This is a genomic window from Nonomuraea monospora (assembly GCF_039531895.1).
Classification (GTDB): domain Bacteria; phylum Actinomycetota; class Actinomycetes; order Streptosporangiales; family Streptosporangiaceae; genus Nonomuraea; species Nonomuraea monospora.
Genome location: NZ_BAAAQX010000005.1, coordinates 45,423 through 64,504 on the forward strand (window position 1 = coordinate 45,423; position 19,082 = coordinate 64,504).

General features: G+C 72.2%; 17 protein-coding genes. 9 read left to right on the top strand and 8 right to left on the bottom strand.

Annotated features, from left to right (window positions below):
- Positions 1-14 precede the first annotated feature (14 nt).
- The 3 genes from ABD331_RS11430 to ABD331_RS11440 are packed head-to-tail and all read left to right on the top strand — an operon-like array spanning position 15 to position 4,241.
- Positions 15-1,121 carry a peptidase C39 family protein gene (locus ABD331_RS11430; protein WP_344474237.1) on the top strand — a complete coding sequence of 369 codons (1,107 nt, stop codon included), beginning with the start codon at positions 15-17 and terminating at the stop codon, positions 1,119-1,121.
- A gap of 4 nt (positions 1,122-1,125) precedes the next feature.
- Complete coding sequence (locus tag ABD331_RS11435) at positions 1,126-2,982, top strand: dipeptidyl-peptidase 5 (protein WP_344473477.1); 1,857 nt, start codon at positions 1,126-1,128, stop codon at positions 2,980-2,982.
- The gene (locus tag ABD331_RS11440) at positions 2,979-4,241 is read left to right on the top strand and encodes a M20/M25/M40 family metallo-hydrolase (RefSeq protein WP_344473479.1); all 1,263 of its coding nucleotides are present in this window, start codon (positions 2,979-2,981) and stop codon (positions 4,239-4,241) included. The genes ABD331_RS11435 and ABD331_RS11440 overlap by 4 nt, the downstream gene beginning before the upstream one ends.
- On the opposite strand, the gene ABD331_RS11445 is transcribed toward ABD331_RS11440, so the two are convergent.
- Positions 4,234-5,925, bottom strand: coding sequence for an FAD-dependent monooxygenase (locus ABD331_RS11445; RefSeq protein WP_344473481.1), 1,692 nt, complete (start codon positions 5,923-5,925; stop codon positions 4,234-4,236). The two genes, ABD331_RS11440 and ABD331_RS11445, sit on opposite strands and share 8 nt — an antisense overlap.
- A gap of 98 nt (positions 5,926-6,023) precedes the next feature.
- On the opposite strand from ABD331_RS11445, the gene ABD331_RS11450 reads away from it, so the two are divergent.
- Positions 6,024-6,683: a TetR/AcrR family transcriptional regulator C-terminal domain-containing protein gene (locus tag ABD331_RS11450; protein ID WP_344473483.1), complete on the top strand. Its 660-nt coding sequence runs from the start codon at positions 6,024-6,026 to the stop codon at positions 6,681-6,683.
- A gap of 35 nt (positions 6,684-6,718) precedes the next feature.
- On the top strand, positions 6,719-7,324 hold the full coding sequence (locus ABD331_RS11455; protein WP_344473485.1) for a TIGR03086 family metal-binding protein: 606 nt from the start codon (positions 6,719-6,721) through the stop codon (positions 7,322-7,324).
- A gap of 4 nt (positions 7,325-7,328) precedes the next feature.
- Here the strand turns inward: ABD331_RS11455 and ABD331_RS11460 are convergent, their stop codons facing one another.
- From ABD331_RS11460 to ABD331_RS11470, 3 genes are read right to left on the bottom strand one after another with little or no spacing between them, the layout of a single operon-like run.
- Entirely contained in the window at positions 7,329-8,072 is a 744-nt protein-coding gene (locus tag ABD331_RS11460; RefSeq protein WP_344473487.1) for a DUF427 domain-containing protein, read from the bottom strand.
- Positions 8,073-8,114: 42 nt separating this feature from the next.
- Complete coding sequence (locus ABD331_RS11465; protein WP_344473489.1) at positions 8,115-8,702, bottom strand: hypothetical protein; 588 nt, start codon at positions 8,700-8,702, stop codon at positions 8,115-8,117.
- 53 nt (positions 8,703-8,755) lie between these two features.
- On the bottom strand, positions 8,756-10,222 hold the full coding sequence (locus ABD331_RS11470) for a YibE/F family protein (protein ID WP_344473491.1): 1,467 nt from the start codon (positions 10,220-10,222) through the stop codon (positions 8,756-8,758).
- A gap of 75 nt (positions 10,223-10,297) precedes the next feature.
- Here ABD331_RS11470 and ABD331_RS11475 point away from each other — a divergent pair, with 75 nt between their 5' ends.
- A complete protein-coding gene (locus ABD331_RS11475; protein WP_344473493.1) occupies positions 10,298-11,005 on the top strand; it encodes a DUF72 domain-containing protein in 708 nt (235 codons plus the stop codon).
- Complete coding sequence (locus ABD331_RS11480; RefSeq protein ID WP_344473496.1) at positions 11,005-11,973, top strand: magnesium transporter CorA family protein; 969 nt, start codon at positions 11,005-11,007, stop codon at positions 11,971-11,973. The genes ABD331_RS11475 and ABD331_RS11480 overlap by 1 nt, the downstream gene beginning before the upstream one ends.
- Here the strand turns inward: ABD331_RS11480 and ABD331_RS11485 are convergent.
- The 4 genes from ABD331_RS11485 to thrS form a co-directional block, all read right to left on the bottom strand.
- On the bottom strand, positions 11,929-12,402 hold the full coding sequence (locus tag ABD331_RS11485; protein WP_344473498.1) for a DUF1850 domain-containing protein: 474 nt from the start codon (positions 12,400-12,402) through the stop codon (positions 11,929-11,931). The genes ABD331_RS11480 and ABD331_RS11485 overlap by 45 nt on opposite strands.
- A 23-nt stretch (positions 12,403-12,425) precedes the next feature.
- Positions 12,426-13,379, bottom strand: a complete 954-nt coding sequence (locus ABD331_RS11490) for a TAXI family TRAP transporter solute-binding subunit (protein ID WP_344473500.1) — start codon at positions 13,377-13,379, stop codon at positions 12,426-12,428.
- A complete protein-coding gene (locus tag ABD331_RS11495) occupies positions 13,376-15,355 on the bottom strand; it encodes a TRAP transporter permease (RefSeq protein ID WP_344473502.1) in 1,980 nt (659 codons plus the stop codon). Before ABD331_RS11495 ends, ABD331_RS11490 begins: the two co-directional genes overlap by 4 nt.
- Before the next feature lie 92 nt (positions 15,356-15,447).
- The gene (gene thrS, locus ABD331_RS11500; protein WP_344473504.1) at positions 15,448-16,683 is read right to left on the bottom strand and encodes a threonine--tRNA ligase; all 1,236 of its coding nucleotides are present in this window, start codon (positions 16,681-16,683) and stop codon (positions 15,448-15,450) included.
- Positions 16,684-16,809: 126 nt separating this feature from the next.
- Here thrS and ABD331_RS11505 point away from each other — a divergent pair, with 126 nt between their 5' ends.
- Both ABD331_RS11505 and ABD331_RS11510 read left to right on the top strand, forming a co-directional pair.
- Complete coding sequence (locus ABD331_RS11505) at positions 16,810-17,781, top strand: helix-turn-helix transcriptional regulator (RefSeq protein WP_344473506.1); 972 nt, start codon at positions 16,810-16,812, stop codon at positions 17,779-17,781.
- A gap of 302 nt (positions 17,782-18,083) precedes the next feature.
- Complete coding sequence (locus tag ABD331_RS11510; RefSeq protein WP_344473509.1) at positions 18,084-19,061, top strand: trypsin-like serine peptidase; 978 nt, start codon at positions 18,084-18,086, stop codon at positions 19,059-19,061.
- The last annotated feature ends 21 nt before the right edge of the window (positions 19,062-19,082 follow it).

A 19,082-nucleotide genomic window follows, 5' to 3' on the forward strand; every position in this document is an offset into this window, starting at 1 on the left:
AGTGCGAAACCACAATGTGCCTGGTGCTCACCGTCGATCTGGCTCATGTCGCCTTCGCCCGCCTGACGGTCTCCGACGAGGCAGGCGTGTGGATCAGCGACGAGCGGGCGATCGGCTTTCCCGCGACCCAGCTCGTCCCATCGTGGACGGCGCGCACCCCGCCGGGCACCTGGATCGAGGTCGCGCTGCGGGTCAGGACCGCGTCCGGTGACCTGACCAAGTGGTACGTGATGGGCCGGTGGTCCGAGCACGGCCACCCGCGCACCTCGGTGCCGGGCCAGGGCGACGAGCACGGGGACGTGGCGGTGGACACGTTCGTGGCCAGGCAGCCGGTGACGGCCTACCAGGTGCGGGTGACCCGCCACGGCGACGGTGACAGTGACGGTGACAGTGACGGTGACAGAGGCGACCGGGGCGACGGCGGCAGTGCCCGGGTGACCGGGCTGGGGGTGATGGCCTCGGCGTTGCCCCGGCTGCCGCCCGCGCCGAGCGCGCCGGGCCCCGGCGGGGCCGTCGAGCTGGCGGTGCCCCGGCGTTCTCAGCACGCGCACGCCGGTCACCACGTGCGTTACGACGGCGGCGGCGTCAACTGGTGCAGCCCCGCCTCGGTGGCGATGGTGCTGGCGTACTGGGGCCGCGAACCGGTGCCGGGCGAGCTGGCCTGGGTGGGGGACGGCGATCCGGCGCCCGCCGTGGACCACGCGGCGGCCGGCACGTACGACGAGAGCTACCAGGGCACCGGCAACTGGCCGTTCAACGTGGCGTACGCGGGCCGGTTCGGGCTGGCCGGGTTCGTGACGCGGCTGCGGTCGGCGGCGGAGCTGGAGCTGTTCGTACGGGCCGGGATCCCGGTGATCACGTCGCAGTCGTTCAAGGTGCACGAGCTGCCCGGTTCGTGCTACTCCACCAGCGGCCACATCCTGGTCGTCACGGGTTTCACAACCGGCGGCGACATCGTGGTCAACGATCCGGCCGCGCCCCGCGACGCCGAGGTCCGGCGGGTCTATCCACGGGCGGCGTTCGAGCACGTGTGGCTCAGGAGCTCCGGCAGCGGCGGCATCGCGTACGTGCTGCATCCCCCCGACGTTCCTCTTCCTCCCTGTACCAACGGCAATTGGTGAGTTCATGAGCATTCGACCGATCGACGTGGCCCATATCGACGGCGGCCCCCAGTGGGTGGAGGCGGTGGCCACGCCCTCCGGTGTCGAGGTCTGGTGGGACGAGCCGCGCCCGCACGAGGGCGGCAGGCGCTGCGTGGTGCGCCGCCTGCCCGACGGCTCCCGCGTGGACGCGCTGCCCGCCGGGTGGAACGCCCGCAACCGCCTGGTCGAGTACGGGGGCCGCTCGTGGCGTCCGCTGCCCGGCGGCGGGATGGTCTTCACGAACTGGGCCGACCAGCGCCTGTACCGGCTCGACGGCGGCGATCCCGTGCCGCTCACCCCGGAGGGCCCGTCGCGCTACGGCGACCTGTACCTGCCGCCGGGCAGGGGCGAGGTGTGGGCGGTCAGGGAGATCTCGGACGTGCGGGACCTGGTGGCGGTGCCGCTGGACGGCGGCCCGGTCAGGGTCGTCGCCAAGGCGCAGCACTTCCTGATGAACCCGCGCGTCTCCCCCGACGGCCGGTGGGTCTCCTGGATCGGCTGGGACCACCCGAACATGCCGTGGGACGGCACCGAGCTGTGCGTGGCCCCGCTGGCCGGCGACGGCACGGCCGGGCCGTACGAGGTGGTCGCGGGCGGGCCCGGCGAGTCGGTGTCGCAGGCCGAGTGGCGCGACAATGCGAGCCTGTACGCGGTGACGGACCCGACCGGCTGGTGGAACGTGCACGTCGTCCCCCTGGACGGCTCCCCCGGCCGCAACCTCACCCCGATGGAGCTGGAGTTCGGCGCGGCGGCCTGGAAGCCGGGCCTGACCTGCCTGGCCGTGGCCGAGGACGGCCGCCTCGCCGTCGTCTACGGCACCGCCGACCACCGGCGCCTCGGCGTCCTGGATCCGGAGACGGGCGAGCTGCGGGAGATCGGCGGCGCGGCCACCCACTGGTCGTCCACCGTGTCGGTCGCGGGCGGCAAGGTGGCGGCGGTGCGGGCGACGCCGTACACGCCGCTGGAGGTCACGCTCGTCGGCCTGGCCGACGGCGCGCACGAGGTGGTGTCGCCGCGCAAGGAGCTGCCGGACCGCGCGCTGCTGCCCACCCCCGAGACGCTGACGATCGAAGGGGTGCACGCGCACCTGTACCCGCCGTCCGGCGTGCGGGGGCCGGGACCGTACGTGATCTTCGCGCACGGCGGCCCCACCGGGAACCTGCCGGTCATGCTCGACCTGGAGATCGCCTACTTCACCAGCAGGGGCATCGGCGTGGCCGTGGTGAACTACGGCGGCTCGACCGGCTACGGCCGCGCCTACCGCGAGCGGCTGCGCCACCAGTGGGGCGTGGTGGACGTGCAGGACTGCGCCAAGGTGGCGCGCGGCCTGGTCGAGCTGGGCCGGGCCGACGCCGCCAAGCTGGCCATCAGGGGCGGCAGCGCGGGCGGCTGGACGACGGTGGCGGCGCTGGTGCACAGCGACGTGTTCGCGGGCGGGGTGGCGCACTACGCGATCACCGACCCGGAGAGCTGGGCCGCCGAGACGCACGACTTCGAGTCGCGCTACCTGGACGGCCTGGTCGGCCCGCTGCCGGAGACCCGGCAGCGCTACACCGAGCGCTCCCCGCTGCTGAACGCCTTCCGCGCCTCCGGCCCCTGCCTGATGCTGCACGGCCTGGAGGACGCCATCGTGGACGTCTCGCAGGCCGAGCGGTTCACCGCCGAACTGGACAGGCACGGCAAGGAGTGGGCCCTGCTGACCTTCCCCGGCGAGCAGCACGGCTGGCGCAGGGAGGAGACTGTCGTCGCGGTGCTGGAGGCCGAGCTGGCCTTCTACGGGCTGATCTTCGGCATGGAGACGCCCGGGGTGCCGCCGCTGACCTTGAAGGGACGAGAGTGAAGAGCGTTGCCGAGATCTGCTCGGACTTGATCAGGTTCGACACCACCAACCCGGGCTCCGGAGAGCGCCCGGCCGCCGAGTACGTCGCCACGCTGCTGGCCGACGCGGGCCTGGAGCCGGTGGTGTTCGAGTCGGCGCCCAAGCGGACCACGGTCGTGGCCAGGATGGCGGGCGACTCCCCCGACGCGCTGCTCGTGCACGGCCACCTCGACGTGGTGCCCGCCGACCCGGCCGAGTGGCGGATGCACCCGTTCTCCGGGGAGATCGAGGACGGCTGCGTGTACGGGCGGGGCGCGGTCGACATGAAGGGCTCGTGCGCCATGACGCTGGCCACCGTGCTCGGCATGCGGGCGCGCGGCGAGCGGCCCAGACGGGACCTGGTGCTGGCGTTCCTGGCGGACGAGGAGGCCACCGGCGACTACGGCTCCCGGCACGCCGTGACCGAGCACCGGGAGCTGTTCGACGGGGTGAGCGAGGCCATCAGCGAGTCGGGCGGCTTCAGCGTGGACGCCCAGGGGCACCGGGTGTACCCGATCGCGGTCGGCGAGCGCGGCACCGCCTGGATGAGGCTGACCGCGCACGGCGTGGCCGGTCACGGGTCACGCCCCGCCGTGGACAACCCGGTCGCCACCCTGGTGCACGCGCTGTCGCGGGTGGCGTCGTACCAGTGGCCGGTGCGGCTCACCCCCACCGTCGCGGCGCTCATCCGCAGCCTGTCGGAGATCACCGGCCAGCCGATCGACCTCGACCGGCTGGACGCCGAGGCGGCCCGGCTCGGGCCGCTCGGCAGCCTGTTCAAGAGCCAGATCCGCAACTCGGCCAACCCCACCATGCTGGACGCCGGATACAAGGTGAACGTCGTGCCCTCGACGGCCTCCGCCCACGTGGACGGGCGGTTCATGCCCGGCACGCAGGAGGAGTTCCTGGCCACGATCGACGAGCTGCTCGGGCCGAAGGTCACCCGCGAGTTCGTCAACCTGGAGGACGCGCCCGCCGCGCCGTACCCGTCGGCGTTCTTCGACGAGCTGGCCGGGGCGCTGGTGGCCGAGGACGGGCTGGCCAGGCCGGTGCCGTACGTGATGGCGGGGGGCACGGACGCCAAGTCGTTCGCCAGGATCGGGATCAAGGGGTACGGGTTCGCGCCGTTGATGTTGCGGCCGGATCTGGACTACTTCGGGATGTTCCACGGGAAGGACGAGCGGGTGCCCGTGGAGGGGCTGGAGTTCGGCACCCGGGTTCTGACCCGGCTGTTCACCTGACGGCGGGCGGGCCGAACCACGTGGTGAGCGCCTCGGCGGCCTCGCCCGGTTCGCCCGCCCACGCCACATACCCGTCGGGCCGCACCAGCCACGCCCCCGCCCCGCCAAGGCCGCCGCCTGGGCCGGCCGTGCCGACACCCGCGCTCACGCCGCCGCCGGGCTCGGCCCAGGCCGCCCGCACGCGGTCGCGATGCCCCGCCAGCGCAGCGCCCGCCTGCCCCCCGCCTGCCCGCGCAGTGCCTGCTTGCCCCGCGCCTGCTTCTCCCGCGCCCGCCTGCCCCCCGCCTGCCCGCGCAGTGCCTGCTTGCCCCGCGCCTGCTTCTCCCGCGCCCGCCTGCCCCCCGCCTGCCCGCGCAGTGCCTGCTTGCCCCGCGCCCGCCTGCGCGAACCCGATGAGCAGGCCGCGTCCGTCCCGAAGCAGCTCGGCGACCCCGGCCGTCCCGGTCAGTCGCAGGTCGGGGACGAACCGCCCGACCAGGGGCTCGGCCGCGCCGGGCGCGTAGTCGATGGCCGTCCCGTCCATCATGCCCGCGAAGTACCGCCGCCCCTCCCGCAGCCCGATCACCTCCCCCAGCACCTCACGCAACGCCTCCACCTGCGCCCCCGGCCGCATGAGCGCGACCTGGGCCCGCGCGTTCCGCAGCACTCTGGCCGCCACCGGATGCCGCTCGGCGGTGTACCCGTCGAGCAGGCTCTCGGGCGCCGCGCCCCGCACCACCAGGCCCAGCCGCCAGCCCAGGTTGAAGGCGTCCTGCATGCCGAGGTTGAGCCCCTGGCCGCCGATGGGCGAGTGGACGTGCGCCGCGTCCCCGGCCAGCAGCACCCGCCCCTTGCGGTACGTCTCCGCGTGCCGGGTGTTGTCGCCGTACCGGATGCCGGTCTCCACCCGTTCGACGACCACCTCCAGCCCCGTCACCCGCCGCAGGCTGGCCTGCAGTTCGGCGGCGGTCATGGGCGCGTCGCGGTCGCCTGGCCCGCCGTCGAACTCGATGGTCGCGATCTCCCCGGGCACCAGCGACAGGTTGACCAGCCCGCCGGGCCCGCGCAGCGACGAGGTCACCAGGGACGGGTCCGCCAGCTCGGCCACCGCCGTGCGCCCGGTCATGGTGGGCGGCGTGCCGTCGAAGGCGAAGCCCGCCCGCTTGCGCACCACGCTGCGCCCGCCGTCGCAGCCGACGAGGTAGGCCCCGCGCACGACCTGCCCGCCGGCGAGCGTGGCGGTGGCGGCGGAGCCGTCCTGCGTGACGTCCGTGACCGCGCGTCCCTGACGGATCCGCACGCCCATCGCGACGGCCCGCTCGGCGAGGATCTCCTCCAGCCGGTCCTGCTTGAGCATGAGGTACTCGGCGCCGCCGGCCGGTTCCAGCAGCGGCATCCCGGCGAAGTGCCCTCTGATCCCGCCCTTGCGCAGAACCTCCAGCATCAGCCCCACGACGTCGTCGCGAGCGGGGCCGGACAGCCCGCCGAGCATCTCCTGCTGGGCGCGCTCGACCGGCTCGACGAGCCCGCGCAGGGCCAGTGACTGCACGGTGCGGGCGTTGAGCGAGCGCAGCCCGAGGCTGCGTGTCCTGCGCGCCTCGCCGTCGGCCGACTCCAGGACCAGCGGGTCCGCGCCGGCCAGTTTGAGCTCGCAGGCCAGCAGCAGCCCGACGGGCCCGCCGCCGACGATGATCACGTCTTCCATGGTCTCCACTCTTCTACTTACAGCGTAAGCGTACGCCGTAAGTAGAACACGTACACCGTAAGCTTTGTCAACCGGAACCCTGCGGAAAGGAACGTCACATGGCCCGGCGCGAGCCGCTGAACAGGGAGAAGGTCCTCGACGCGGCCTTGGCCCTGGCCGACGAGGAGGGCCTGGACGGCCTGTCGATGCGCCGCCTGGCCAAGGTGCTCGGCGTGGAGGCGATGTCGCTCTACAACCACGTCTCGAACAAGGCCGACCTGCTCGACGGCATCGCGGAGCGGGTGTTCGCCGAGGTGGAGCTGCCCGACGCGGAGCTGCCGTGGCAGGAGCAGGTCCGGTCGGCGGCGCTGAGCATGTACCGGGCCTTCCGCCGCCATCCGGTGGTGCCGATGGCGCTGGTGACCGACCTGTCCAACCCGACCTCCGCGCGGGCCATGTCGCGGGTGGACGCGCTGGTCGGGGCGCTGTACGCGGGCGGGTTCGACGACGAGGGGGCGTGGCGGGCGCTGGGGGCGGTGAACGCGCTGGTGTTCGGCTCGCTGCTGCTGTCCACGGGCGGCTTCGCGGGCGATCCGGGGCCGCACGCGGGCGCGGCGAACGTGGAGGCGTACATCACCGAGCTGAACCCCGCCGTGTTGCCGCACTTCAGCAGGCTGCTGCGGTGGACGCGGGGCGGCGGCGTGGATCCGGAGGCCGACTTCGAGCAAGCACTGGACATGCTCATCCGCGGACTAGTGGAACAAAGCATTCCGTTCTGATAGAGTGGTCTCAACGAACCGAAAGGGGCTCACTCATGAGCGACAGCATCATCATCAGCGGCTGGGACGTTCTCGACGCCTCGCACGAGGCCCTGCGCCAGGCGGTCAGCGGCGTTCCGGCCGGCGGCTGGAGCCTGCCCACGCCGTGCGAGGGCTGGAGTGTCGCCCACGTCCTGCAGCACGCCGCGGGCGACCAGCTCGGCTTCGCCTCCGCCCTCACCGGCGAGCCCGGCCCCGCCTTCAACCCGTTCGAGCCCACCGGTGAGCTCGGCGGCGACGCGCAGGCGTTCCTGGAGGACGCGCTGCGGCGCTCGGCCGGCGCGTGGGCCGGGGTGGACCGGCAGGCCGCCGAGGTGCCGACCCCGGTCCCGCCGCACAAGCTGGCGCCCGCGTCGGGCATGGCGGCGTGCGCGCTGGACGCGGGCGTGCACGCCTGGGACATCGCCATGGCCTGCGGCGGGCCGTCGCCGCTCACGCCCGAGATGGCCCGCCCCATGCTGGAGGTGGCCAGGCAGATCGTCGAGCCGCTGCGCGCCTGGGGCGCGTACGCGGCGGCGCTGGAGTCGCAGCCCGGCGACGACGACGTCACCACGCTGCTGCGCTACCTCGGCCGCGACCCCCACTGGACCCCGGCCGCCTGACCCGTCAGGCGAACTTGCTCTTCGGCCGCTCCTGGAGCTCGCCGTCCACGTACACGTCGAGCTTCTCGTCGTAGAACGCGATCAGCCCCGCGATCCGCGTGCTCTCGGGCAGCGGCGTCCGGTACGACCACGCCAGGTCCTTCTTGCCGTTGACCGACCAGTAATCCGCCGTCCCCTTGTAGGGGCAGTGCGTGGCGGTGTCGGTGTGCTCCAGCAGGTCCAGCCGCACATCGGTCTTCGGCAGGTAGTACCGGACGGGCAGGCCGGTCTCGAAGAGGATGCGCGGGTTGCGGGAGTCGGCCACGGTCACGCCGTCCACCTCGATCCGCACGTGCCGCGAACTGGGCAGGATGTCCACCCTCGTGTACGGGTCGCGCGGGTGGAAGAACACCTCCTCGTCCTCCTCGAACCAGGCGTCCATCGCGTCCCACTCGAAACGGACGTAGCCCCGGATCTCCTCCAGCGGCGAGTCCGGGTAGGCCAGCGCCGCGTCCGCGGCCTCGGCGGCGCCCGACGTGACGGTGTAGACGACCGCGTCGCCCCTGCTCGGGGAGTGCTTGGTGGCTCCCGTGGCCTTCAGCGCGGACTCGTCCACGTCGGCCGGCGGGAAGTAGTAGGTGGGGTAGTACGGGACTTCCCACACCAGGAGAGCGGCGGTGGTGTCGGCCACCACCCGTCCGCCCAGGTAGGTCCGCACGCGCTTGGCCGTGTGCTCGACACGCACCCGGCCGCGGTTCTTGGCATCCATGTTCGCGGCAACCCCGGCGAGAACGCCGCTATTCCGGTGCCGCTAACTCACGCCGAAGGCGGCCAGGGTCGCCCAGGTCGTGAGCGTGCCCACCACGGCCCCTGCCGCCACCTGGGGCCAGGTGTGGTGCGTGAGACGTACCCTCGCCCAGCACACCAGCGCCACGACGGCGGCCCCCACCAGCGCGGCCGGCCAGGCGGGCAGCACGTGGGCGAACACCACGACCGTGCCGGCGGAGACGGCGGCGTGGAAGGAGATCTTCCAGCGCAGCGTGATCGGCACGGTCACGCCCAGCGCGACCAGCATCGCCGTCACCGTCGCCACCAGCAGCGTCGGCGCGCCCAGCACGATCAGCAGCGCCAGCGCCACCAGCACGGCCGCCACCGCCGCGAGCAGCGGGCCGGTGCGGCGGGTGCGGTCCACGATGTGGTGGGAGTCGAGGCGGCCCGAGCGCACGCCCAGCGCGATCACCGCCGCCGGCACGCCGCCGCAGAACGCCGAGGCCACCAGGCCCCACGCGGCGCCTTGCCAGCCCTGGGCCAGGAGGCCGACCAGCGGGGGCATCAGGATCACCAGCACCTGGGGTGCCAGGACATCCGTCACCCGCTTCGCTAGCAGGTCGGCCGTCATGTCAGGAAACATTACGCGATCATGGGGGCTGTCCCGTCCAACGGGGCCGGGGTTCAGGCGCCGGTGCGGCGGCGGTGGCGAGCCGGTCGGTCCGGCACGGGTGACGGCTCGGCGTGCGCAGGCGTGTCGGGGCGAGGGCGTGGCGTGAAGAAGCCGTCACGCTCGGGCTGGCGGAAGTCGCGCTCGGGCTGCGGCGAGAAGAAGCCGTCGTGCTCAGGCGGGCGCGAGAAGAAGTCCTCATACTCGGAGTCGTGTCCGGACTCGCGCTTGGAGTCGCGCTCGGAGTGCTCGGAGTGCTCGGCGTGCTCGGGGTCGTGTGCGTGCGCGGTCACGGGGCTGGAGTCGCGCCGGGACGCCGTCAGCGCCGCCAGCGCTGTCGTGATGGGAACGGCCGCGATGAGCCCCAGCGTGCCCACGATGCTCCGCACGATCTCCTGCGCGATGACCGGCGTCGACATCACCTCCCCCAGCGGCTGCTCCCCGATGCTGAACAGCAGCAGCAGCGGCAGCGACGCCCCCGCGTACGCCAGGATGATCGTGTTGATCACCGACGCGATGTGCGCCCGCCCGATCCGGCTGGCCGCCCGGTACAGGCGGGCGAAGCCGTAGGACGGGTTGGCGTGGGCCAGTTCGGCCACCGTGACCGACTGCGTGACGGTGACGTCGTCGAGCACGCCGAGCGCGCCGATGATGATGCTGGCCAGCAACAACCCCTGCGTGTCGATGGACAGGCTCATGTCCAGGGCGAGCGCGCTGTCGTCGGTGATCCCGTTCAGCCGGGCGAACCCCAGCGCCAGGTACGACAGCGCCCCCGTCAGCGCCAGGCTGGCCAGCGTCCCCAGCACGGCGACGGAGGTGGACAGTGAGAAGCCGTGCGTGAGGTAGAGCACCGCCAGCATGATCGCCGCCGCGCCCACGATGGCCACCAGCATGGGCGGCCGCCCCTCCAGGATGCCGGGGATCACGAACGTCAGCAGCAGCACGAACGTGACCGCCAGCCCGACCAGCGCCGTCACCCCGCGCCACCGCCCGAAGGCGATCACCGCGAGCGCGAACGCCGCCCCGAACAGCCACAGCGGCATCGACCGGTCGTGGTCGGAGATCTGGTAGGTGCCGTCGGCGCCGCGCAGCAGGATCACGTCGTCGGCGGCGGCGAAGTGCTGCGCGCCCGGCCCGCTCGGCAGCCGCAGCTCGACGTCCTGGCCGGCGTCGGGCCCATCGCCCACCTTGACGACGGCGTTCCCGCAGGTGGCCGGGTCGGGCTGGGGCGAGCCCTCGACGGCGGCCGGGCAGGTCTTGAGCGTGACGCTGACGACCGTGCCGCCCAGGCGCTGCACGCCGGACTCCACCGGCGCCGCCGCGTTCCCGCCACCTGGCCCGCCACCTGGCCCGCCGTCGGGCCAGAGCCAGATCAGGGCGGCCAGCGTGACGACGGCCAGCGGCACCAGGACGGCCAGGCCGGCCACCACGGTGCGGCGCGAGCTGGGAAGGGCGGTGCCGTGCGCGTGGTTGGCGCCCATTGCGTGAAAAATCCTCTCGGCTGATGAACTAGGACAGTTGTACTGCACGCGGCCCCGCAGGGTAGGCGAGATGCCATGACATGGCTGGTGGGCACGTCCGGGTGGCAGTACAAGGACTGGCGCGGGGTGCTGTATCCGGAGGGCGTGCCGCAGCGGCTCTGGCTGGAGACGTACGCGGCCGAGTTCGGCACCGTGGAAAGCAACAACGCCTTCTACCGCCTGCCGAGCCTGGAGTCGTTCGCCGCCTGGCGCGACCGTACGCCGCCGGGTTTCGTGATGGCCGTGAAGGCGAGCAGGTTCCTCACCCACATCAAGCGGCTGGAGGAGCCGGAGGAGCCGGTCGCGCGGCTGATGGGCGCCGCCGCCGGGCTGAAGGAGAAGCTCGGCCCGATCCTGCTGCAGCTCCCGCCGACGCTGAAGGCCGACCCCGGCCGGCTGGACCGGTGCCTGCGCTGCTTCCCCGAGGGGGTGCGGGTGGCCGTGGAGCCGCGCCACGAGTCCTGGTGGACGGAGGAGGTGCGGGGGCTGCTGTCCGCGCGGTCCGCCGCGCTGTGCTGGGCCGACCGGCTGGGCCGGCCGGTGACCCCGCTGTGGCGTACGGCGGGCTGGGGTTATCTGCGGCTGCATCAGGGCAGGTCCGGCTTCTCGTACGGCGAGCAGGCGCTGCGCACCTGGGCGGGCCGGGTGCGTGAGGCGGGCTGGGACGACGCCTTCGTGTACTTCAACAACGACCCGGGAGGGGCGGCCGTGCGTAACGCGAGACTCTTTGCCAGACTCGGCTAGTGCATACGCGGCTGTACAGGAACGGCGTCCTCGAGAAGGAAGGCTTCCCGGTCGAGGAGGTCTCCGACCACGTGGCGGACCCGGAGAACGTGGTCTGGTTCGACCTGTGCGCCCCCACGCCCGAGCAGCTCGGCGTGATCGGTGAGGAGCTGGGGCTGCACGAGCTGGCGGTCGAGGACGTCCTCACCGACCACCAGCGCCCGAAGGTGGACGTCTACGACAACCACCTGTTCATCACGGTGTACGGGCTCTACTCCGACGGCGGCCGGCTCGTCCCCGTCGAGGTGGACGTCTTCGTCACCCCGAACGCCCTGGTCACCGTCCGGGAGAACGACCACTTCGACATCGGCGGGGTGGTCAGGCGCTGGGACGCCGCCTCCCGGATGGCCTGCCACGGCGTGACGTTCCTGCTGCACGGCCTGCTCGACCACGTCGTCGACCAGCACTTCGACCTCGTGCAGGACCTCGACGGGAAGGTCGAGGCGATGGAGGAGGGCCTGTTCGTGCAGGGCGTCCGCGAGAGCAGGCAGTTGCAGCACTCCATGTACCTGCTGCGCAGGGACACCACCAAGCTGCGCCGGGTCGCCTTCCCGATGCGGGAGGTGATCGGCACGCTGCTGCGCCGCGACCAGGACCTGATCGCCGACCCGGTGATGAAGCCGTACTACGAGGACGTGCACGACCACGTGCTGCGCGTCATCGAGTGGGTGGAGTCCATCCGCGACATGCTGGCGAACGTCCGCGAGACCCGCCTGTCACAGCAGGGCTTCCGGCTGAACGAGATCATGAAGCGGGTGACGAGCTGGGCCGCGATCATCGCCGTGCCCACCGCGATCACCGGCTTCTACGGCCAGAACGTGCCCTATCCGGGGTCGGGCGAACCGATCGGCTTCTGGACGTCCTCGGTGCTGGTGGCGCTGGCGTCAACGGGACTGTACGCCGTGTTCAAGAAGAAGGACTGGCTGTAGGGCCGCGAACGCGCCGGGGCAAGGACGGCTCGCGGGCTGCCGGGTGAGCCCGAGCGTCAGGCGCACCTCGCCGGCGCCCGTGGCCGGGTAGAGGGGCAGGCAGCGGCCGTCCGCTATGAGCGTCCTGCGGCCGATCGAGGTGGTGAGCAGCGACAGCTCCCGGTACGTGGCGGGCTCGGCCAGCCGCAGCAGCCACAGGCCGCCCGGCAGGCGCACCCGCTCCCCCTCGACCGCGTAGTAGTCCAGCACGCCCTCGTTGGCCGACACCACGGCCCGCATGGTGAAGCGCCCGCCCGCCACGGTGAACACCTCGGCGGAGGGCGCCCGGTAGATCGAATGCACGTAGGCGAGGGCGAAGCCGTTCGTCACGGGCAGGCCGTTGAGTGCCGGGCGCCCGGCTCCGTCGCCGGAGCCGAGCGCCAGCGCCACCGTCAGCGCCAGGAGCAGGCGGATCAGCCCTTCTCCTTGTAGTAGCGCGCGGCCCCCGGGTGCAGCTCGACCGGGGCCACCTGCTGACCGAGCGCCGGGTCGAGCTTCTTGGCCTCGGGGTGCACCTTGGCCAGCTCGTCCTTCTTGTCGAACAGGGTCTTGGTGATGTCGTGGGCGAGCTGCTCGTCCATGGAGTCGGGCACGAGCAGCACGTTCGCGATGCCGACGGTCTTGATGGTGCCGGACAGCTTGTAGGTGGCGGACATGTCCACGTCGAGCGAGACGTACTGCTGCCCGTAGGTGGACTGCATCTTGGCCAGCACGTCGCTGGTGTCGAGCATCTTCATGTCCGGCTTGCTGGTGGCCAGGTCGGTGATGCCGGACGTGGGCAGGCCGCCGACCCAGAAGAACGCGTCGATCGTGTCGTCCTTGACGGCCTGCACCGACTCGTTGATGGACAGCTGCTGCTTGGTGATGTCGGTGTCGGGGTTCAGCCCGGCCGCCTCCAGCACGCGCCTGGCCACGACCTGGGTGCCGGAGTTGGCGGGGCCGAGCGAGACGCGCTTGCCCTTCAGGTCGGCGACCTTGGTGGCCTCGACGCCGGGGGCGACGACGACGTGCGTGTAGTTGTCGTAGATGCGGGCGATGGCCTTGACCGGCTGCTTGGCGGTGAAGGTGTCCTTGCCGTTGACCGCGTCGGCGGCCGTGTCGGCCTGGGAGAACCCGATGTGCGCCTTGCCGCCGGCCAGCAGCTTGATGTTCTCGACAGAGGCCGAGGTGACCGACGCGGTGGCGCGGGTGTCGGCGATGTTGGCCGAGAGCTGCTGGGCCAGGCCGCCGCCGTAGACGTAGTAGACGCCCGTCGTGCCGCCCGTGGCGATGGACAGCCGGTTGCCCGCCCCCCCCCCCCCCCCCCCCCCGCCGCCGCCCGCCGCGGCCAGGACGGCGGCGGCGACGATGATGAGGATCCGCTTCACGCTGCTTCCCTTCTCCTGCTTCTGATGAGGTGCACGGCGGCGGCCACGGCGAGCACGGCCAGGCCGGCGACGATGGGGACGGGTTCGAGGAACAGCAGCAGCACCGCGGCCACGGCCGCCAGCAGCCGTTCGGGCCAGGCGGCCAGCCCGCCGGTGGCCATGGCCAGGGCGGCCACCGCGACGGCCGACACCCCGGTCATCAGCAGCACGGTGCCGATCGGCCCCTGCCCGAGCAGCGCCTGCCCGTTGGGCGTCAGCACGAAGGCGAACGGCACCAGGAACGCCGGCAACGTGTAACGCCAGGTCATCATCATGGTCTTGTACGTGTTGCCGCCGGTGATCGCGGCCGCCGCGACCGCGGACAGCGCGGTGGGCGGGCTCACCTCCGAGAGCACCGCGTAGTAGAAGACGAACATGTACGCCTCGGGCCGGCTGACGCCGAGGTCGAAGAGGGCCGGGCCGATGATCACGGCCGCGATGATGAAGCTGGCCGTCACCGGGACGGCCAGGCCGAGCAGCAGCACCGCGATCGCCGCCATGACGGTGGTGATGATCAGGTTGCCCGCGCCGATGTCCACGATGATGTCGGCCAGGTTCTGGCCGAGCCCGGTCAGCGTGATGGAGCCGACGATGATGCCCGCCGCCGCGCAGACGGCCGTCACCGGCAGCACCTCCAGGGCGCCCTTGGCCAGCGCCTGCCCGATCCGTTTGGGCCCCATCCGGTGCGCGGGGTCGAGGAACGACAGCAGGAACGCCACCACCGTGGCGATCACCACGGACTGGAACGCCGACCGGTCCAGCGCCATCAGCACGACGATGAGGATCAGCGAGCTGAAGTGGTAGCCGAAGCGCAGCAGCAGCCGGCCGATCCTGGGCGCGTCCACCTCGACGGCGCGGGTGCCGAAGCGGCGCGAGTCGATCTCGATGGCCAGGAAGATGCCGAGGTAGTACAGCAGCGTGGGGATGGTCGCGTACAGCAGCACCTGGAGGTAGTTGACGCCGAGGTACTCGGCGATGATGAACGCCGCCGCGCCCAGCGTGGGCGGCGACAGGATGGCGCCGATGCCGCCCGCGGCGAGGATGCCGCCCGCAGGCTCCCTCGGGTAGCCGGCCCGCCGCAGCACCGGCCAGGCGACGCTGCCGAGGCTGACGGTGGTGGCCACGCCGGAGCCCGACACGGTGCCGAGCAGGAAGCCGGCCGTGGTGACGGTGCGGCCGGGGGCGGCGCGGGACTTGCGGAAGGCGGCGAAGCTCAGGTCGATGAAGAACCTGCTGGCGCCCGAGTATTCGAGCACCGCGCCGTAGATGGTGAACAGGATGATGTAACTGGCCGCCACCTGCATGGGCACGCCGAAGAAACCTTCGGTGCCGGTGTAAAGCTGCGAGATGATTTGTCCGATATCAAACCCGATGTGACCTATAGTCCAGTCAATGGGTAAATATGCGCCGTAGTAGGTGTAAAGCAGGAAAATTACGCAGATGATGGCGAAAGACCAGCCGACCGTACGGCGTACCGCCTCCAGCAGCAGCACCGTCAGCACCACGCCCGCCACGACGTCCAGGTCCGTCAGCGCCGCGCCCGAGCCGCGGTCGCGGAACGCCTCGATGTCCAGCAGCGGGTAGAGCAGCACCGCCAGCGACGCCGCCGCCAGCAGCCAGTCGGCCACGCTGGGCCACTCCACCCTCGGCCCCGCCACCAGCTCAGGCTCAGGCTCGGGCCGCCGTAACAGGCGCCGCGCGTACGGCGCGAGACCCGAGCGGTAGCAGAGGAAGACCAGCGGCAGCGCGACCGCCAGGAACGTCATCCGGTGCTCGATCGCCTCGACCGGCCGGAACACCACCACCAGCGAGTACGCCGACAGCAGCCCGCCCACGATCCACACGCCGAGTTTGAGCGGCCCGCCCAAATGACGCGCCGGACGTTCCTGCTCGTGAGCGGAGACCAGCTCTGACTCACGATCGCTCAGCTCGGTCAAAATCCGGCCTCCCCGACCACGGCGTTGCAGCGGACTTTACGAGCCGTTCACATGATCAGGGAAGCCTCCGTTATCCATTTGATTTCCGCTCGTCAGCCGAACGGTCGCGATTGTGCGGCCAACTGCTCGATCGGCACCTCCCCCGCCTGGCTCCCGTCGCGCAGCCGCACCGCCGCCCGTCCGCTCGCCGCCTCGCGCGGCCCCACCACGAGCTGGTACGGCACCAGCCGGTGCGCCCTGATCCTGGCCCCGAGGCTGCCCCGGTCGGCGGGCGCCAGCTCGGCCCGCAGCCCGGCCGCCACGCAGCGGCGCAGCAACTCCCCGGCGGCGGGTGACTCGGCGTCCGACAGCGGCAGCACCACCGCCTGCACGGGCGCCAGCCAGGCGGGGAACGCGCCGCCGTGCACCTCGATGAGGTGCGCGACCAGGCGTTCGAGGCCGCCGACCACGCTGCGGTGCACCATCACCGGCCGCTCGCCGCCCGCGTAGCGCAGGTCGAAGCGCTCGGGCTGGAAGTAGTCGACCTGGACGGTGGACAGGGTCGCCTCGCGGCCGGCCGGATCGGCGATCTGGATGTCGATCTTGGGGCCGTAGAAGGCGCCCTCGCCGTGCTCCTCGTCGTACGGGCGGCCCCGCTGCCGCAGCACGTCCCGCAGCACCGACTCCGAGCGCCGCCACATGGCGGGGTCGTCCACGAACTTCTCGCCGTCGCCGCGCAGCGACAGCCGGTACCGGGCGGCCCGGATGCCGAGCCGGTCGTGCGCGGCCTCGATCAGGTCGAGCGCCGCCGACACCTCGGCGGCGGCCTGCTCCGGCGCGCAGAACACGTGCCCGTCGTTGAGCTGGATCGCCCGCACCCTGGTCAGCCCGCCCAGCACCCCCGACAGCTCGGAGCGGTACATGCCGCCCAGCTCGGCCAGACGCAGCGGCAGGTCACGGTGGCTGCGCTGCCGTGAGCGGTAGACGAGCGCGTGGTGCGGGCACAGGCTGGGCCGCAGCACGAACTCCTCCCCGCCCACCCGCATGGGCGGGAACATGTCCTCGGCGTAGTGCGCCCAGTGCCCCGATCTCTCGTACAGCTCCCGTTTGCCCAGCACCGGCGAGTTGACGTGCAGGTAGCCGTTTCGGCGCTCCAGCTCGTGCACGTAGTCCTCGATCGCCTTGCGCACGGCCGCCCCGGCGGGCAGCCAGTAGGGCAGGCCGGATCCGATCAGCGGATCGGTGTCGAAGATGCCCAGCTCACGGCCGAGCCTGCGGTGGTCGTTCATGGTCAACCTCTCCGTGGAAAGGGCGAACGACCAGCTCCCGGGCGTCCGCCCGGGAAGCATGGAGTCAGCGCGCCGGGAGGGTCTCCGGCGTCGTCGTGACGAAAGCGCGCTGCATGGCTACGACCATAGCACCGGGCGCCTCGGCGGCACCCGGGTTAAAACTTCGGCAAATGATATAAAAGCACCGTGGCCCAGATCACCGTGGACGTGCGCCATCTGCAGGCGTTCGCCGAGGTCGGCTACCAGGTGGCGGGCGGCGGGGGCGCGCACGGGGCGATGGCGGCGCTGCGCCGCGTGGTCGCGCTCGACGCCTACGAGTTCGTCGCCTACGACCCCGCCACCGGGCGGCACCACAGCGTGGTCTCCGACGGCCATCCGCGCATCGACCAGGACGCGGCCGAGGAGTACGCCGGGCTGGAGGCGTACCGCAGGGCGATGGCCACCCGCGCGCCCGTCGCCATGCCCGAGCCGGGCACCGAGCGGTACTTCCGCCGCCACCTGGCCCCCTACGGCTGGCGGGCGGGGCTGACGGCGCCGCTGTTCCTCGACGAGGGACGCTACACGGGGCTGCTGCACCTGGCGGCCAGGGAGGCGTTCCCGCTGCTCACCGGGGCGGTGGTGGCGGCGGTCAGCCCGATGCTGGCGCACGTGACCGATCTGAGCAGGTGCGTGATCGACCCGGTGGGGCTGCCGACCGGCTTCCGCGCGGTCGCCTACGACCGGCTCGGCGTCCGCCGGGAGGTGCCGGGGCACGAGGTCTCGGCCGCGTTATGGGACGACCCGGCGATGGCCGCCTACGCGCGGGCGTTCATCGACTCGCGCGAGCTGAGCAGGCATGGGCTCTGGCTCGGCGCCGACGGGCGCTGGCGCGAGGTGCGGCTGCTGCGGGCCGGCGTCGGGTTCCAGGGGGCGGTGCAGGGGGCGGTGGCGGCCGAGCGCCGCTGTCACCTGCCGTACGAGCTGACGGGGCGCGAGGTGGACGTGCTGACCCGGGTGGCGGCGGGTGACTCCAACCCGCAGATCGCGGCGGCGCTGGTGCTCAGCGTCCGCACGGTCACCACGCATCTGGAGCACATCTTCGCCAAGCTGGGCTGCGACAGCCGCACCCGCCTGACCACCAAGGCCCTGGCCGAGGGCCTGTGCCGCCTGGACGTCTGACCTAGCGGTTCACCACCAGTCCCGGCCGCCTCCCCAGGGGCCGCCCCACCAGCGCCTGCGGCGGCGGCAGCGGCGACGACGCCAGCGGCGCCGCCCGCAGCCTCCTCCTTCGTGGAAGCCGGATGTCCCAGCCATGATGTCCTCCCCCCGATCGTCACTCCCTTCCTCTCCACGCTAATCCCGCAAACCCCCACAAAACCCCATATATCCACTCATTTCGCCCAGTCTTGGGACCTTTCTGGTTCTCCTCAAACGTGACAAATGTGGTAAGTCTCCGTGGTCACTTTTGTCACGGAGGACCCATGCGCACCCTGCCTATCGCCGGATTGACCGCCTTGCTGCTCGGGCTGCCCGCCCACGCCGCCCATGCCGCGCCCGACCCGGACGGGCCCGTCGCGCACCAGCTCACGCGCACGTTCGCGGCGGGCGACGACTACTGGACGCCCGAGCGCATGCGCGCCGCCCGGCCGCTGGCCGCCCCCGCCGGCGCCGCCAAGGCCGCGACCGGCGGCGCGACGCCGTACGCCGCCGCCGAGCAGGTGGACGTCAAGCCCGCCACCTCCCTCGCGCGCTGGGAGAAGGTCTCCGCCTACGACGCCTCGGCCGCCGCCCAGCAGACGTGGAAGTCCGGCGGGCTCATCGGCAGGACGGCCGGCAAGGTGTTCGGCACCGGCGGCAACGGCAAGGACTTCGTCGCCTCCGGCACCGTGGTGAACAGCGCCGACGGCGACATCGTCCTGACCGTCGCGCACGCCATGATGGACGCCGAGGGCCGCTGGAGCAGCAACCTGGTCTTCGTGCCCGCCTACAAGAACGGCGCGGCGCCGTACGGGAAGTTCGCGGCGCGCACCATGTTCATCTGGTCCGGCTACTACAAGGACGGCGTCCGGCAGCCGCCGCTCGACTTCGGCATGCTGGTCGTCAGCAAGGTGAAGGGCAAGACCCCGGTGCAGACCGTGGGCGGGCAGGGCATCCGGTTCAACGCCACCGCCGCCGGCACGTCCAACCTGCTGCTCGGCTACCCCAGCAACGGCAACGGCGGCCAGACCCTGCAGTACTGCAGCGGCGCCTCCGTCACCCCCGCCTACGGCATGAAGTACGCGCTGATCTGCGACATGGGCGGCGGCTCCAGCGGCGGCCCCTGGTTCCAGCAGTTCAACAAGCTCACCGGCGCGGGCTACGTCATCTCCGCCCACGCCCTGCGCAACACCACCACCAGCTACGGCGCCTACCTCGGCCCCGAGGCCCTAGCCACCTTCCGCGCCGCCGAGGCCGCCTGACCGGGCGCACTGCCTCGACGC

Coding starts and splice junctions, on each gene's coding strand:
- ABD331_RS11465 (WP_344473489.1), bottom strand. CDS start 8,702: ATGACGGCCGACCTGCTAGCGAAGCGGGTGACGGATGTCCTGGCACCC.
- ABD331_RS11510 (WP_344473509.1), top strand. CDS start 18,084: ATGCGCACCCTGCCTATCGCCGGATTGACCGCCTTGCTGCTCGGGCTG.
- ABD331_RS11475 (WP_344473493.1), top strand. CDS start 10,298: ATGACATGGCTGGTGGGCACGTCCGGGTGGCAGTACAAGGACTGGCGC.
- ABD331_RS11455 (WP_344473485.1), top strand. CDS start 6,719: ATGAGCGACAGCATCATCATCAGCGGCTGGGACGTTCTCGACGCCTCG.
- ABD331_RS11450 (WP_344473483.1), top strand. CDS start 6,024: ATGGCCCGGCGCGAGCCGCTGAACAGGGAGAAGGTCCTCGACGCGGCC.
- ABD331_RS11435 (WP_344473477.1), top strand. CDS start 1,126: ATGAGCATTCGACCGATCGACGTGGCCCATATCGACGGCGGCCCCCAG.
- ABD331_RS11445 (WP_344473481.1), bottom strand. CDS start 5,925: ATGGAAGACGTGATCATCGTCGGCGGCGGGCCCGTCGGGCTGCTGCTG.
- ABD331_RS11430 (WP_344474237.1), top strand. CDS start 15: ATGTGCCTGGTGCTCACCGTCGATCTGGCTCATGTCGCCTTCGCCCGC.
- ABD331_RS11460 (WP_344473487.1), bottom strand. CDS start 8,072: ATGGATGCCAAGAACCGCGGCCGGGTGCGTGTCGAGCACACGGCCAAG.
- ABD331_RS11470 (WP_344473491.1), bottom strand. CDS start 10,222: ATGGGCGCCAACCACGCGCACGGCACCGCCCTTCCCAGCTCGCGCCGC.
- thrS (WP_344473504.1), bottom strand. CDS start 16,683: ATGCTTCCCGGGCGGACGCCCGGGAGCTGGTCGTTCGCCCTTTCCACG.